General features: G+C 60.6%; 18 protein-coding genes. 11 read left to right on the top strand and 7 right to left on the bottom strand.

Annotated elements, in window-relative coordinates; translation table 11 throughout:
- Window positions 1-42: 42 nt before the first annotated feature.
- The 3 genes from LJE98_RS08365 to LJE98_RS08355 all read left to right on the top strand — a co-directional run bounded on the left by LJE98_RS08365 (window position 43) and on the right by LJE98_RS08355 (window position 1735).
- The gene (locus LJE98_RS08365) at window positions 43-1104 is read left to right on the top strand and encodes a zinc-binding metallopeptidase family protein (protein WP_229574693.1); all 1062 of its coding nucleotides are present in this window, start codon (window positions 43-45) and stop codon (window positions 1102-1104) included.
- Window positions 1105-1196: 92 nt separating this feature from the next.
- On the top strand, window positions 1197-1547 hold the full coding sequence (locus tag LJE98_RS08360) for a hypothetical protein (protein ID WP_229574692.1): 351 nt from the start codon (window positions 1197-1199) through the stop codon (window positions 1545-1547).
- Window positions 1544-1735 (top strand): hypothetical protein, encoded by a 192-nt coding sequence (locus LJE98_RS08355; RefSeq protein WP_229574691.1) that lies wholly within the window; start codon window positions 1544-1546, stop codon window positions 1733-1735. The genes LJE98_RS08360 and LJE98_RS08355 overlap by 4 nt, the downstream gene beginning before the upstream one ends.
- Before the next feature lie 69 nt (window positions 1736-1804).
- Here the strand turns inward: LJE98_RS08355 and LJE98_RS08350 are convergent, their stop codons facing one another.
- Complete coding sequence (locus LJE98_RS08350; RefSeq protein WP_069043330.1) at window positions 1805-1969, bottom strand: DUF1328 domain-containing protein; 165 nt, start codon at window positions 1967-1969, stop codon at window positions 1805-1807.
- 181 nt (window positions 1970-2150) lie between these two features.
- Here LJE98_RS08350 and LJE98_RS08345 point away from each other — a divergent pair, with 181 nt between their 5' ends.
- Both LJE98_RS08345 and LJE98_RS08340 read left to right on the top strand, forming a co-directional pair.
- Window positions 2151-2360, top strand: coding sequence for a NepR family anti-sigma factor (locus tag LJE98_RS08345; protein ID WP_229574690.1), 210 nt, complete (start codon window positions 2151-2153; stop codon window positions 2358-2360).
- Window positions 2357-2923, top strand: a complete 567-nt coding sequence (locus LJE98_RS08340; protein ID WP_229574689.1) for an RNA polymerase sigma factor — start codon at window positions 2357-2359, stop codon at window positions 2921-2923. The genes LJE98_RS08345 and LJE98_RS08340 overlap by 4 nt, the downstream gene beginning before the upstream one ends.
- A gap of 3 nt (window positions 2924-2926) precedes the next feature.
- Here the strand turns inward: LJE98_RS08340 and LJE98_RS08335 are convergent, their stop codons facing one another.
- Window positions 2927-3475 (bottom strand): hypothetical protein, encoded by a 549-nt coding sequence (locus LJE98_RS08335; protein ID WP_229574969.1) that lies wholly within the window; start codon window positions 3473-3475, stop codon window positions 2927-2929.
- Here LJE98_RS08335 and LJE98_RS08330 point away from each other — a divergent pair.
- Window positions 3411-4166 carry a Crp/Fnr family transcriptional regulator gene (locus LJE98_RS08330; protein WP_229574688.1) on the top strand — a complete coding sequence of 252 codons (756 nt, stop codon included), beginning with the start codon at window positions 3411-3413 and terminating at the stop codon, window positions 4164-4166. The two genes, LJE98_RS08335 and LJE98_RS08330, sit on opposite strands and share 65 nt — an antisense overlap.
- Window positions 4167-4241: 75 nt before the next feature.
- Here the strand turns inward: LJE98_RS08330 and LJE98_RS08325 are convergent, their stop codons facing one another.
- Entirely contained in the window at window positions 4242-4406 is a 165-nt protein-coding gene (locus LJE98_RS08325; protein WP_148166894.1) for a DUF1328 domain-containing protein, read from the bottom strand.
- 256 nt (window positions 4407-4662) lie between these two features.
- On the opposite strand from LJE98_RS08325, the gene LJE98_RS08320 reads away from it, so the two are divergent.
- The 3 genes from LJE98_RS08320 (at window position 4663) to LJE98_RS08310 (ending at window position 8600) form a co-directional block, all read left to right on the top strand.
- On the top strand, window positions 4663-6234 hold the full coding sequence (locus tag LJE98_RS08320) for a Re/Si-specific NAD(P)(+) transhydrogenase subunit alpha (RefSeq protein ID WP_229574957.1): 1572 nt from the start codon (window positions 4663-4665) through the stop codon (window positions 6232-6234).
- A gap of 21 nt (window positions 6235-6255) precedes the next feature.
- Window positions 6256-7758: an NAD(P)(+) transhydrogenase (Re/Si-specific) subunit beta gene (locus LJE98_RS08315; protein WP_229574687.1), complete on the top strand. Its 1503-nt coding sequence runs from the start codon at window positions 6256-6258 to the stop codon at window positions 7756-7758.
- A 131-nt stretch (window positions 7759-7889) separates the two neighbouring features.
- Window positions 7890-8600: an outer membrane protein gene (locus tag LJE98_RS08310; protein ID WP_229574686.1), complete on the top strand. Its 711-nt coding sequence runs from the start codon at window positions 7890-7892 to the stop codon at window positions 8598-8600.
- A 130-nt stretch (window positions 8601-8730) separates the two neighbouring features.
- On the opposite strand, the gene LJE98_RS08305 is transcribed toward LJE98_RS08310, so the two are convergent.
- Together LJE98_RS08305 and LJE98_RS08300 are read right to left on the bottom strand one after the other, a co-directional pair.
- Complete coding sequence (locus LJE98_RS08305) at window positions 8731-9573, bottom strand: fumarylacetoacetate hydrolase family protein (protein WP_229574685.1); 843 nt, start codon at window positions 9571-9573, stop codon at window positions 8731-8733.
- Window positions 9574-9669: 96 nt separating this feature from the next.
- Window positions 9670-10404 carry an SDR family oxidoreductase gene (locus LJE98_RS08300; protein WP_229574684.1) on the bottom strand — a complete coding sequence of 245 codons (735 nt, stop codon included), beginning with the start codon at window positions 10402-10404 and terminating at the stop codon, window positions 9670-9672.
- A gap of 150 nt (window positions 10405-10554) precedes the next feature.
- On the opposite strand from LJE98_RS08300, the gene LJE98_RS08295 reads away from it, so the two are divergent.
- On the top strand, window positions 10555-11352 hold the full coding sequence (locus LJE98_RS08295) for an IclR family transcriptional regulator (RefSeq protein ID WP_229574683.1): 798 nt from the start codon (window positions 10555-10557) through the stop codon (window positions 11350-11352).
- A 35-nt stretch (window positions 11353-11387) separates the two neighbouring features.
- Complete coding sequence (locus LJE98_RS08290; RefSeq protein WP_229574682.1) at window positions 11388-12227, top strand: amidohydrolase family protein; 840 nt, start codon at window positions 11388-11390, stop codon at window positions 12225-12227.
- On the opposite strand, the gene LJE98_RS08285 is transcribed toward LJE98_RS08290, so the two are convergent.
- On the bottom strand, window positions 12224-12886 hold the full coding sequence (locus LJE98_RS08285; protein WP_229574681.1) for a TetR/AcrR family transcriptional regulator: 663 nt from the start codon (window positions 12884-12886) through the stop codon (window positions 12224-12226). The two genes, LJE98_RS08290 and LJE98_RS08285, sit on opposite strands and share 4 nt — an antisense overlap.
- A complete protein-coding gene (locus tag LJE98_RS08280) occupies window positions 12883-14580 on the bottom strand; it encodes an amidohydrolase (RefSeq protein ID WP_229574680.1) in 1698 nt (565 codons plus the stop codon). The genes LJE98_RS08285 and LJE98_RS08280 overlap by 4 nt, the downstream gene beginning before the upstream one ends.
- Window positions 14581-14586 lie beyond the last annotated feature (6 nt).

The raw sequence follows: 14586 nt of genomic DNA, 5'->3' as shown, positions 1-14586 counted from the left end.
GCCCGCGCCAGGTCCGGCGTCTACCTGAAAGAAAACGATTCCATGCGCCTGTTCAGCTGCAGCAATTGCGCCAATGTCGTGCATTTCGAAAACGACGGCTGCGTCACATGCGGTGCTCGCCTGGCTTTTCGGCCGGCGGCGCTCGACATGGTGGCGCTGGACGCGTCGGGCACACATGTCCTCGATCGTGGCGAGGTTCTACCAGATCCTGTCCGCCCTTGCGCGAATGCCGCGCTCGGGGGATGCAACTGGCTCGTCGATGACGGTGACGACAGCGGTTTCTGTGTCGCTTGCCGGCACAATGTGACAATTCCAGACCTGTCTTTGCCTGAAAACCTTCACAACTGGCAAAGAATTGAACTCGCCAAGCGCGGCCTCTTCTATTCGCTTCTCCGTTTCAAGCTGCCGATCACCACGCGGACCGCTGCTCCCGAAAGCGGGCTCGGTTTTGAATTCCTGGCGGATGACACTGCGGTGGGAGGCGAGGGGCCGGTGCTGACCGGCCATTCCGAAGGCCTGATCACACTTAACATCGCAGAGGCTTCCGATGCCGAGCGGGAAGCGCGGCGTGTGGCGCTGGGTGAACCGTTTCGCACGCTGCTGGGTCACTTTCGCCATGAGGTGGCGCATTATTACTGGAATGTGCTCGTGCGCGATCGCGGTGCTTTCGATGCCTGCCGCGCCGTATTCGGCGACGAGCGCCAGGACTATGGCGCAGCGCTCAAGCGGCACTATGCGGAAGGGCCTCCCCTTGGCTGGGAGAACAACTTCATTTCTGCTTATGCGGCCAGTCACCCGTGGGAAGATTTTGCAGAGACCTTTGCCCATTACTTCCATATCGTCGACGCGCTGGACACCGCCGATGCCTTCGGGCTGAGGACGAACCCCGATATCGAAGCCGACATGCCGGAAGTCGAACTCAAGCGCACCTTCGACAGCTATACCGTCGAGAGGACTGAGGCGCTCATTCGCGCCTGGGTGCCGCTCACGCTTGCGATCAACAGTATCAATCGCAGCATGGGGCAGCCGGATCTCTATCCCTTCGTTTTATCCGAACCTGTTTTCAACAAGCTGAGGTTCATTCACGCTCTCATCCACTCCTGATCCACTTCTGATCGACAGTGGGGCTCTACTTGGAGGCCCAACCGGAACCTCTGCCAAGTCTCTGCGTTAACGTTTAAGTAACACGGAGACCGATGATGAATAGCATGGCTGCCCTACTGGTCATTGTGGCCTGCCATCCCCAAGACACCACTTGTCTGCAGGATCCGGTCGCTGTCATTTCTTACGATACCGACGAAGCTTGCTATCAGGCGCTGCCGATGGAACTTCAGCGCGCGAAGGCCATGGCTGACGTGATCTATGGAGACTGTTTCCCGGTCGCCGCTGATCTCGTCGCGGGGCGCAGCATTCGTCAGACCATCAGTCCCGAAAAACTTGCCGCTCTCGACGGCCCCGCCGCTTCGGGAGGTCCGGCCCAAGCCCAGGCCCAGGCCTTGGCTCTGGTCCCACCCATCCCCGCTGAACGGTATGGAGCAATGCGATGAATTCACCCACTTCGACACCCTCCGAGGCGCCCGGTATCGACGCGCAAAACCGTCATATCGCGCAACAGGCCGGGTTGGATCTGGATCTCGAATCTAAGGTTCCGCCCCGGTATGGCGCGTTTACGGTCACAACGCTCAGTGTCATTCTCGTCCTGTTGTTTGCCGCGCTGATCTGGATCCTCATCTGATTTTGCATTCTCAAATAGAAAGAGGCCGCGCCCTTGGGCACGGCCTCTTTTCATGATCCTCTCTTCCGATCACGCCTGGCGGAACAGGCGCATGGCAAGCGAGATCAGGAAAAGGATGATGAAGATGCCGAAAAGGATCTTGGCGATGCCGGCGGAAGCGCCTGCGATGCCACCGAAGCCGAGAACACCTGCGATGAGGGCGACTACGAGAAAGACAAGGGCGTAATAAAGCATGTTTGGTTCTCCCTGTTTCGATGTCGGGAGAACGTCGAATCTGAGGCTTTGTTCCATCCTGACCCGGGTTTCGCCAGCCTGAGGGCAAGTGCCGGAATGCGTTCAAAAAACTTCCTCGCCACGGAACCTTCTAGGATTCGAGGCGTTGTCAGGCCATACTGTATCAAACCCGTTGGACCCAATGACAGAACATTCGAAGAAAGCGCCTGTCTCGAACGGCCTGCCTGGACTGGCGGCGTTTCATCCAGGTGTCTCCGCGCAATTGCGCGAATTCTATCAATCGGTAGAGGAGGAGGGGATACCGGACCGGTTTCTCCAGCTTCTCGAGCGGCTGGATATGGCGGAACGCCAGGCCGGTGAAGACAACCGCATCAAGGACACTGCTCGATGACCGTTGGCGATCAGTCGACCGACCACTCGTTCAAGCGCGACCTTCTGGCAGCACTGCCAAATCTTCGCGCCTTTGCCGTTTCTCTGACCGGACGTCATCATGTTGCGGATGATCTGGTGCAGGATACGATCATGAAGGCTTGGGCCAAGCAGGACCATTTCGAGCCCGGCACGAACATGAAGGCCTGGCTGTTCACCATCCTGCGCAACGAATTCTATTCGCAGATGCGCAAGCGCGGCCGTGAGGTGTCCGACACGGACGGTATTTTCACCTCGCAGCTGTCGACGCATCCGCAGCAATATGGGTCGCTCGACTTGCAGGATTTCAAGCGCGCACTCGACCAGCTGCCGAGCGACCAGCGTGAAGCCATCATCCTCGTGGGTGCCTCGGGCTTTGCCTATGAGGAAGCTGCCGAAATCTGCGGTTGCGCCGTCGGTACGATCAAGAGCCGTATCAATCGGGCGCGCAACAAGCTGCAGGAAATTCTCGGCGTTAGCGGCGAGGGCGACTATGGCCCCGATTCGCACAGTTCTGCAGTGATCAAGAAGGCCTTTGCCGTTTAGGGATCAGCGACGATGCGCCGCTTCAAAGACCGCCGCAGCCAGTTCTTCGGATTGCGGCGGTTTCGGCACAACTGGATGGGCAGAGACCACTGTGCCCTTGGCCGCCACGTGATCATAGGACGACAAAAAGACCGGTCGGGCGCCGGCGTCGATGATGGCGCGCGTTCGCTCAACGTTCTCGGATTCCGCCAGAACGGCTTCCACGATCACCACATCAAACTTTTCTCTGGCCAATGTTTCGCCAAGATGCGCCAATGGGGTTATCGTCACCTCACATGGTACAGTCTCGCCAAGCAACCGCTCCACTTCCATCGCGATCAGATACTGGTTCTCTGCAACGAGAACACGGAGCGGCGCTGGGCTCATAAATTTTCCTTTTGTCAGGGACGCTTTATGGGGTGCCACCTGATCAACGTCATTTAAAAAAGACATGTCGAAGTCTTGTTGTTCCATAAGGAACATACTGGCAGACAAACGAGGTGATCCCATGGCAATCGAACCACGCCAAAATCCGACCAGGGTCAGTTGTTTCGAATGTCCCTTGCGACACATGAGGCGTTTCAGGCCATTCTCCGATTCGGAACTGGAATTTGTCTCGACCTTCAAGCGCGGGGAACTGCTCGCCGACACCGGCACCACCGTGCTCGCCGAAGGCGCGCGAAGCGCCCATCTCTACACGGTGCTGGCTGGGTGGGGGTTCCGCTACAAGATCCTCGAGGACGGGCGTCGGCAGATCCTCAATTATGTCGTGCCGGGAGACATGGTCGGCCTGCAGGGTGCGGTCATGGCGGAGATGCAGCATTCGGTGGAGGCTTTGACGCCGATGACGCTCTGCGTCTTCGAACGAAGCCGGCTGTTTTCCCTGTTCGAGCTTCATCCCGGGCTCAGCTTCGATCTGACGTGGCTTGCAGCGCGTGAAGAATCCATTCTCGACGAACACCTGCTCAGTATCGGCCGTCGTTCGGCACTGGAACGAGCGTCCTATCTGCTGGCTTTCCTGTTTGACCGAGGGATGGGCGCCGGCATACTCGGGGACAATCACCGGCATGTTCCGGTGACCCAGATGCACTTTGCCGATACGCTCGGCCTGTCCATCGTGCACACCAACAAAACGCTGAAGAAACTTGCGGATCGGGGACTTATCCGGTGGCGCGATCGTGGTTGTGACGTGCTGGATCCGGCGGGGCTTCAGGATCTCGCCAAATGGAAGCCCGAAGAAGCTCGCGTCAGACCCTTTATCTGAAACAGCGCCTTTCAATATTCAAAAGCCCGCGACGCGGTTGGCGTTGCGGGCTTCCTGCTGTCGATGAAATCGGCGTCACGCGACGATGATCACGCCCGTAAACAGCGCGATGATCATGACGATCAGGACAATGAAAATCAGGATCTTCGCAATGCCGGCGGAAGCGCCGGCCACACCGCGAAAGCCGAGAAGGCTCGCGACTGCGGCGATGAGAAGAAGAATGAGGATCCATTGCAGCATGTGTGTCTCCTTGCGTTGTTCCCTCAGACAACAGGAAGCAGATCGAATTGTTCCATGGTTGCCGCCCGACCCGTTCGTGTGCATCGCAACAAAAATCGTTTAAAGCCGTCGCCTCCTGATCGAAAACCGTCATATGCTTCGCCTGCTGGACTAGACAGGGGGCCTTACTTCTGTTCGTGTCCGCGACCGGAGCGTCCTTCGACTTTAGACGAGGGACAGTGGTTGAACCCGTTCGAACGGAGTTGGGGAGATGGGATTGAAGATCGGAGCGCCAAGGGAAATTTATGCCGGCGAGGCCCGCGTCGCGATGACGCCTGATAGCGCCGTCCAGTTGCAGAAACTCGGCTATGATTGTGTGATCGAGAGCGGCGCCGGAAAGGCGGCGGGCTTTTCGGACGATACCTATCGTACCGCCGGCGTGACTGTGGTGGAGACAGCCGCTGCCCTGTTTGAAACGGCCGACATCATTGCCAAGGTGCGCCCGCCCGAGACTTCGGAGGTCGATCGCCTCGGTCCCGACAAGACGCTGATTTCCTTTTTCTATCCGGCCCAGAATTCGGCTCTGCTCGAGCAGGCCAAGGACAAGGGTGCGACCGTCGTCGCCATGGACATGGTGCCGCGCATTTCGCGCGCCCAGAAGATGGACGCGCTCTCGTCGATGGCAAACATCGCCGGCTACCGCGCCGTGATCGAGGCGGGCAACAATTTCGGCCGCTTTTTCACCGGCCAGGTGACGGCTGCTGGCAAGGTGCCGCCGGCCAAGGTTCTGGTGATCGGTGCGGGCGTTGCCGGTCTTGCCGCCATCGGGACGGCAACCTCGCTCGGTGCCATCACTTATGCGTTCGACGTTCGTCCTGAAGTCGCCGAGCAGATCGAGAGCATGGGGGCGCAGTTCGTCTATCTCGAATTCGAAGCTGCCCAGGATGGTGCCGCAACGGGAGGGTATGCCGCTCCGTCCTCGCCGGAGTTCCGGGAAAAGCAGCTCGCAAAGTTCCGCGAACTGGCGCCCGAAATCGATATCGTCATCACCACGGCGCTGATCCCCGGTCGTGATGCGCCGAAGCTCTGGCTCGCTGATATGGTTGCCGCGATGAAGCCGGGCTCCGTTGTCATCGACCTTGCCGCCGAGCGCGGCGGCAACTGCGACCTCACCATTGCCGACCAGAAGATCGTCTCCGATAATGGCGTGACCATCGTTGGTTATACCGACTTCCCAAGCCGCATGGCCGCACAGGCATCTACGCTCTATTCGACCAATATTCGCCACATGATGACGGATCTGACGCCCGGCAAGGACGGTGTGCCGGTCCACAATATGGAAGACGACGTCATCCGTGGGGCGACCGTCACCAAGGATGGTGGGATTACTTACCCGCCGCCGCCACCGAAGATCCAGGCGATCGCGGCTGCCAAGCCGAAGGAAAAGGTGAAGGAACTCACGCCTGACGAGAAGCGGGCGCTGGAAAGTGCCGCCTTCAAGATGCAGACCCGCAACCAGGTGGCGATGCTCGCCGGCGGTGGCGCGCTGATCCTGCTTGCCGGTCTTTATGCACCTGCCAGCTTCATGAGCCATTTCATCGTCTTCGTGCTCGCCTGTTTCGTCGGTTTCCAGGTCATCTGGAATGTCAGCCATTCGCTCCACACGCCGCTCATGGCGATCACCAATGCCATTTCCTCGATCATCATCCTCGGCGCCCTCATGCAGATCGGATCGGGGAACCTCCTGGTGATCATCCTCGCGGCGCTGTCGATCCTGATGGCCGGCATCAACATCTTCGGTGGCTTCATGGTGACGCGGCGCATGCTCGCCATGTTCCAGAAGTCTTGAGTTAGGGGAGGGGACACACACATGGAATATGGATTCACCACAGCGGCCTACGTCGTCGCAGCCGTTCTCTTCATCCTGTCGCTCGGCGGGCTCTCGGGTCAGGAAAGCGCCAAGCGTGCCGTCTGGTATGGCATCGTCGGCATGGGGCTCGCGGTCGTCGCGACCCTTCTCGGTCCCGGTGCCGGCAACTGGTTCATCTCTGTCCTCATGATCGCCGTTGGCGGCGGGATCGGATGGGTCGTCGCCCAGCGGGTGCAGATGACCGAAATGCCGCAGCTCGTCGCGGCCATGCACTCTCTGGTCGGTCTGGCCGCCGTCTTCATCGGCTTCAATGCCGAGATCGAGATGTGGCGCATCGCCAGCGCGCTCACCGAAGCCGGCATCGCGTTTTGCGACCCCGCCGTCAATGCGGTTGCCTGTGCCATGCAGGCCGGGCACACCGAGCTTTTCAAGGACTTCACCGGGTTCGCCTTGAAAATCGCCGAGAAGACGGGGCCTGAAATCGCCGTCCTCAAGATCGAGGTTTTCCTCGGCGTCTTCATCGGTGCGGTCACCTTCACCGGATCGGTCGTCGCCTATGGCAAGCTCGCAGGCAAGGTCGACGGCAAGGCGAAGAAGCTGCCGGGCGGTCATATGCTGAATGCCGGTGCCGCCCTTGGCTCCCTGATCCTGCTGGTGCTCTATTTTAATGGCGCCGGCAGCTGGACGCTGATCCTGATGACGCTTCTGGCGCTCTTCATCGGCTACCATCTGATCATGGGTATCGGCGGCGCCGACATGCCGGTCGTCGTTTCCATGCTCAACAGCTATTCCGGCTGGGCGGCGGCGGCCATCGGCTTTTCGCTATCGAACGACCTTCTGATTGTCGTCGGCGCGCTGGTGGGTTCGTCGGGTGCGATCCTCTCCTACATCATGTGCAAGGCGATGAACCGCAGTTTCATCTCGGTCATTCTCGGCGGCTTCGGCGGCACGACGGGACCGCAGATGGAGGTGACGGGCGAGCAGATCGCGATCGATGGCGATGGTGTCGCCAATGCACTCAACGACGCGGACTCGGTGATCATTATCCCGGGCTACGGCATGGCGGTGGCGCAGGCGCAGCAGTCGGTGTCGGAACTGACCCGCAAGCTGCGGGCCTCCGGCAAGACCGTGCGTTTTGCGATCCATCCGGTCGCGGGTCGTCTGCCGGGTCACATGAACGTGCTGCTCGCGGAAGCGAAGGTGCCCTACGACATCGTCCTGGAAATGGACGAGATCAACGAGGACTTTCCCGAGACGGATGTCGCGATCGTCATCGGCTCAAACGACATCGTCAATCCGGCTGCCCAGGAAGATCCAAACTCACCGATCGCCGGCATGCCGGTCCTGGAAGTCTGGAAGGCCAAGCAGGTCTTCGTATCCAAGCGCGGTCAGGGCACCGGCTACTCCGGCATTGAGAACCCGCTGTTCTACAAGGAGAATACGCGCATGTTCTACGGCGACGCGAAAAAGTCGATCGACAGCATCCTGCCGTTGATCAAGTAAGCTTCGGATCAGTTTTGCTCTTTAAAGCCGGGTGGTAGTGCCCGGCTTTTTTTCTTGCAAAGGTTGCTGACGAAACCGGGCGTTAACCATGTGTCGCTTAACTGGTGGCGAGTGTGACCGCAGGAGTTTTCGTGAGCACCAAGTTCTTTTTTGCTAGTCTTTCCGTCGGCTTAATTGCCACGACTGCGACATCCGCCGATCTCGGTTCGGTTGATGCGCCCCGGCCGCTCCCGCCACAAGGTGCGGTTGCCGATATCATTCACGACTGGAGCGGCGGCTATGTTGGCGTCGTCGGTGGCGGCGCGGTCGGCGAAGTGGAAACACAGACCGGATCCGGCACGCTCTTTTCCGAGACCCCGTTGCGCGGCGGCCTTGTCGGTGTGACCGCAGGCTACAACGTCCAGAGCGGCAACATGGTCTACGGCGTCGAAGCGGATGTTTCCTGGGCCAAGGTCCAGGGTGACAAGGCATGTGCGGGTTTCCCGTCGCAGACGTGCCGCTACGAGCTCGGCTGGCAGGGCACCGCGCGTGCGCGCGTCGGCGTCGCCATGGACCGGACGCTGTTCTACGTGACGGGCGGTCTTGCCGTCGCCGAGGGAAATGGTGGCGTCGACCCGATCGTCGGTGCGATCGAGGGCGAAGACCAGCAGACATATTTCGGTTATGTCGCCGGCGTTGGTGCGGAATATGCGATGACCGACGCGCTGAGCTTCAAGGCCGAGTATCTCTACACCGATTATGCCAAGCGCACGTCGCCGCTGGGCACGGTCAGCCCGTTGGACAGCTACGAGTCGGACCCGTCGAGCCATCTGATCCGGGTGGGCGTGAATTACAGATTCTGATCCGCGCTCAGGTGCGTGGCAAGTCAGGACCGCAACAGAAGCCGGGTGGTGACGCCCGGCTTTTTCTGTGTTCGGCCCAGAAACGCAAGACCCCGCCACATGAGCGGGGTCCGGTGATCACGTTCGGGGTTCAGACATCCGCCTTGAACGTCTGCTTCTGCGTGCCGAGCCCCTCGATTCCAAGCTCGACCACGTCGCCGGCCTTGAGGAACTGCGGCGGCTTCATGCCGAGGCCGACGCCCGGAGGGGTGCCGGTGGAGATGACGTCGCCGGGATGCAGGCTCATGAACTGGCTGAGGTAGGAGACGAGGTGGGCGACGCCGTAGACCATGGTCTTGGACGAGCCGTCCTGCATCATCTTGCCATTGACCGAGAGCCACATCTTGAGGTTCTGCGGATCGGCGATTTCATCCTTGGTGACGAGCCAGGGGCCGATCGGGCCGAAGGTGTCGCAGGACTTGCCCTTGGTCCACTGGCCCGCGCGCTCGGTCTGGAAAGCCCGTTCGGAAACGTCGTGGGAGACGCAATAGCCGGCAACGTAATCCATGGCATCGGCTTCCGAGACATATTTCGCCGTCTTGCCGATGACGACGCCGAGTTCGACTTCCCAGTCGGTCTTTTCCGAGCCGCGCGGGATCAGCACGTCGTCATCCGGACCGCAAATGGCCGAAGTCGCCTTCATGAAGATGACCGGCTCCGGCGGCACGGCAGCGCCGGTTTCTGCCGCGTGGTCGGAATAGTTCAGCCCGATGCAGATGAACTTGCCGGTGCCGGCGACACAGGCGCCGATGCGGTCGGCGGCAATCTCCGGCAGGGAAGCCGGATCGATCGCGGCGATCTTTGCCAGGCCTTCCGGTGAGATGGCATGACCGCCGATATCGGCGACGTGGGCGGAGAGGTCACGGATCTTGCCGTCCTTGTCGAGGATGGCCGGCTTTTCCTGGCCAAGCGGGCCGACGCGCATGAGTTTCATGGTCTTTTTCCTTTCCGAAAGTCGCGGCCCAGCCGCTCAGTGTCTTTTGTTCGCAATACCGGGCGGAAAACCGCTTCACACTTTTCCTGGCATTGTTCAGATGGTCCAGCCGCCGTCGATGGCGAAGGCCTGACCGGAGGTATAGGTGGCGCCGGCGATGTAGACGGCGAGGTCGGCGATTTCTTCCGGGGTGCCAAGCCGCCCCATGGGCTGGCGGGCGATGAAGGCGGCACGGGCGGCGTCATAATCGCCTTGGGCGCGCATGCGGTCCTGAAGCGACGGGCTTTCGACGGTGCCCGGGCAGATGGCGTTGCAGCGAATGCCTTGCGTCACGTAGTCGGCGGCGACCGACTTGGTCAAGCCGATGACGGCGGCCTTGGTGACGGTGTAGGCGAAGCGGTTCGGCACACCCTTGATCGAACTCGCCACCGAAGACATGTTGATGATCGATCCATCGCCACGTTCGAGCATGGCTGGCAGCACTGCCCTGATGGTGCGGATCATGGCACGGACGTTGAGGTCGATGGCGAAGTCGAGATCCTTGTCGGCCATGTCTAGCACAGTCCCGCCGTGGACCACGCCGGCGCAGTTGAACAGTATGTCGAAGGGACCGCTTTGCGAAACGAGAGCCTTGACCCCATCGTCATCCAGGACGTCGAGCCGGTGCGTCGTGATGCCGGTTTCACCGGCGAGGCTTGCCAACGCATCCATGTTGATATCGGTCGCGACCACTGTTGCTCCGGCGCGCGCGAAGGCGAGCGCGCTCGCGCGCCCGATGCCCTGGCCGGCTGCCGTCACCAGCACATGCTTGTTTTCAAGGGGTAGGTTCATCCTCTTGGTTCCTCCAGCCGATCCACTGTCTTCCCTCCCGCGTCAAACGACCCCTTGCATATTCGATCTCTCGATGCGAGCATCATTCATATGCAAAACATTTATTCATGAACGTCAAGGCCAGTCGCCAGACTTCAAGGAGAGAAATGCGTGAATGACCTGGATCGGGATCGTTACCGAGCGCCGGCACTGGACAAGGGGCTCGACATTCTCGAGCTGCTCGCGGGCGTCGATGGGGGATTGAGCCAGGCGGAAATTGCCAAGCGGCTCGAGCGCAGCCCGAATGAATTCTACCGCATGCTCGACCGCTTGGTGCGGCGCGGCTACGTCGCGCGGCTGGAGGGCGACCGCTACTTGTTGACGCTCAAGCTCTTCGGCCTGGCGCAGATGCATGCGCCGACGCGGCGGCTTGCCTCCTTCGCCACGCCCCTGATGCGCAAGCTTGGAGAAACAACCCAGCAGGCAAACCATATCGTGGTCTATGACCGGGGCCATCCCGTTGTCATTGCCCAGCAGGAGGCCCCAGGCTACTGGGGTATCTCGATCCGTGTCGGTTCGCGTATGGGGCTGTTCGATACCGGATCCGGCCACGTGCTGCTCGCGTTTCGCAGTCCGGAGCTGCGGGCGATGATGGTCGCCGAACATGTCGGAAGCGGCGGACCGGAGGGACGGATGACGGAAACCTTCGAGGCGCGGCTGGAGCAGATCCGCCAGCGCGGCTACGAGATGATGCCGAGCGCCCAGACGGCGGGTGTCATCAACCTTTCTGCGCCGATCGTCAGCGCCGACGGCACTGCGATTGCTGCACTGACGGTTCCCTATATCACGCTGATCAACACGCCGGGTGCCGCTGACATCGACACCACCATTCTCAGCCTTTGCGAGACGGCCAAACGTCTGTCCGATCTTGCCGGGGCAGGTATCGTCAGTGATGCCTTGCCGGATTGACGGATCCGCTGAAACGGCCTTCGGAGGGGCCAGACATGATCATCGATACCCATCTACATCTCATCTACCGGGATCGCCTGTCCTATCCCTGGTTGCGGGAGGTGCCGGCGCTGGATGCCGACTTCACCTATGAACGCTACATCAGCGAAGCAGCGCGGCTCGGGATTTCCTCAGTGCTGCACATGGAAGTGGATGTCAGGCCCGATGATATTCCAGCCGAAACGAGGATTGTCGAGGACCTGTCGCGTGAGCCGGGCAGTTTGCTGCGTGGCGTGATTGCATCCTGTCGGCCGGAAGACCCGGGCTTTGCTTCCTATCTTGAGACGCAGCAGGCCAATCCCTTCGTCAAGGGTTTTCGCCGCGTGCTGCATGTGGTGCCTGATGATGTCTCGGAGGGGGCGCTGTTCCGGGAGAACATCAAGCGGCTTTCCGGAACGGGCCTCACCTTCGACCTTTGCATGCTGCCGCACCAGATCGACAAGGCAAACGCGCTGATCGATCTCGCTCCTGATGTCACCTTCGTTCTGGACCACTGCGGCGTACCCGACATCAAGGGCCATGGTTATGATGTCTGGAAGACGGGGATCACGGAGATTGCGAAACGGGACAATGTTCTGGTGAAGATTTCCGGTATCCCGGCCTATGGCGATCTCGACAACTGGACACTCGAAGACCTCAAGCCGTATTTCGAGCACACGATCAGCGCCTTTGGTTTCGGACGGGCGATCTGGGGTTCGGACTGGCCGGTCTGCACGCTTGGCGGCGGGCTTTCAACCTGGGTCGCGACGACGCAAGCGCTTTTGCACGGTTGCACGGTGGAAGAGAAGAACAGGCTTTTCTCCGGCAATGCCAGGCAGCTCTGGCAGCTCGGCTAGCGCGCCTTGTCGCGTTCGACCAACAGACGGCGGAGGTAGCCGCGCATCGCCGTGATCAGGGCCTCGATGTCATCGTTCGAGGCAGAGAGGTCCTGCAATGCGTAACTCTGCAGAATGATGCCGTCGATGCCGATCAGCATCTGGCGGGCGACGGCTCTGCCGATCCGGCGCAGGTCCTCATCCCGGTCATCGGCGAAGACGAGGTGCCCGTAGAAGTCGATATAGGCGTTGTACTGGCGGGCTGCGAGCCATTCCGAGCCCTTGGTGCGCAGCGCGTAGAGGGTCAGTTCCGTCTGGGAGATCTGCTTGTTGCGGGTGCGCTGGATATAGCGCCAGCTGGCGCGGATCAGAGCCTCAACGCGGTCCTCGGGCGCCTCGGGAAGTGCGACGTCCTGGCGATAGGTGACCTCCATGTCCGCGATCAGATCTTCGAGCACGGCGAGCAAGAGGCTTTCCTTGCTGTCGAAGTAGTAGTGGAGCGTTGCGAGCTTCACCCCGGCCGAGGCGGCGATGCGGCGTGTGGTGAGCGCTTCCATTCCACCCTGTTCCAGAGCCTCGCGCGCACCCTTGATAATCCTGTTGCGCGTTTCGACGCCCTTGCGCGTGGCGCCGGCTGGCGCAGTTTTTGTCCGAGTTTTCGGTTTTGTTTCGCGCATCATGCCGACTGTGTCTTGTGTGTGATCCTGCCATCGCAGATCGTCAGAGCCACCTCGATGTTCGCAATCTCCTCGCTGGCCACGGTTGCGATATCACCGGTCAAGACGACGATATCCGCGTAATATCCCGGCTTCAGCATGCCCTTCCGGTCTTCCATGAACTCGACCCAGGCGCTCGTCTTCGTGTAGGCGGCGAGTGTTTGGTCAAGGCTCAGTCGGTGGTCCGGCATGTCGTTGTCCCAAAGTCTGCGTGTCATCGCATCGCGGATGCAATGAAGCGGTGGTAGCGGCGAGACGGGCCAATCCGTGGCGAAGACGATTTTCGCGCCAGCATCGACCAGTGTCTTCCAGGCGAAAGCATAAGGCCAACGTCGGCGACCGATAAAGGTGAGATAGGGTTCGAGCGGTAGGCCGGCGGATCCGGGAGGATGGGTCGGCTGCATCGAGGCGACGGTGCCGGTCGTCGCAAAGCGCGCGATATCGTCGGGATGAACGACCTCGATATGTTCGATACGGTTGCGGTTGTCGCGTGGGCCATTGGCGTCAATCGAGGCCTGATAGCCATCGAGGACCAAACGCACAGCCCCGTCCCCGATGGCGTGAACGGCAACGGGCAGGCCGAGGCGGTTCGCCTCGGCGGCCACCTGGCCAAAGTGTTCGGCGGAGAAGAGCGGTTCGCCTTTCCAGCCTGGCTTGTGCGCATAGTCGTCGACAAAGGCGGCAGTCTCGCCTTCCGTCACGCCATCCATGAACAGCTTCACGAAGTTGCAGCGCAGCTTGTCGCTGTCGAAGCGCGCTCGCCAGGCAACCGCCTTGTCGGTGAGGTCGGAGAGCGGCATGAAATTCTTCATGTGAAAGGGCATGCGCACGCGCACCGGCAGGCCGTCGGTCTTGTCGATCTCCTCCAGCATTTCCAGCTGGTAGAGATTGCCGTCCATGTTCTGGAACGAGGTGATGCCGAGCGAGGCGCAATAGGAAAGCCCGTTCTTCAGGATTGCGATGTCGCGCGCGCGTTCTGCCGCCGTCACCGCCTCCGGCTCTCCGCCGGTGCCGACGCCCAGACCCTCGCGGCCACCCGTCGCGCTCATCGACGCGACGGGTCGCATGGCATTGGTTTCACGCAGTTCGCCGTTTGCCAGTCCGTCTTCGCCCATGACGATCTCGTTGCCGACGCCGACATCGCGTCCTTCAAGGATACCGGCCATGTGCAAGGCAATGGTGTTTGCCCAACCAGTGTGGCGGTCCGGGGCGACCAGCAGCAGCGGACGGTCGGAGATGATGCGGTCGAGATGATGGCGGGTGACGCGCTCTTCTTCGGAGAGGATGGTGTAGTCGGTCGATTGGCCGACAAGCAAAGGCAGATGCGGATTGGCGGCGGCATAGGCGGTCACAGCCTGAGACAGCGCATCGAACCCTTTGATGCCGAAGAGCGAGAGCTCACCCAGCGCCACCGAGCCGCCAAAAATGTGCATATGCGCTTCGTTGAAGCCGGGCATGACCGTGCCGCCTCGGGCGTCGATATGGCGCGTCGAAGGACCGGCCAGCGAAGAGATTTCGGCATTGCTGCCAACAGCCAGGATGCGGTTGCCGGAGACCGCCACGGCTTCGGCGACCTCCTGGCTGTCGTCCATGGTGCGGACCCGGCCGTTGAGGATGACCATGTCGGCAATCGCGGTCATCGGTGTCCTTTCGGTCATGTTGCG

It is taken from the genome of Rhizobium sp. 'Codium 1' (assembly GCF_020889605.1).
GTDB lineage: Bacteria > Pseudomonadota > Alphaproteobacteria > Rhizobiales > Rhizobiaceae > Allorhizobium > Allorhizobium algae.
Note: the sequence above shows the minus strand (reverse complement) of the source record. Positions and strands in the feature narration are given on the sequence as shown.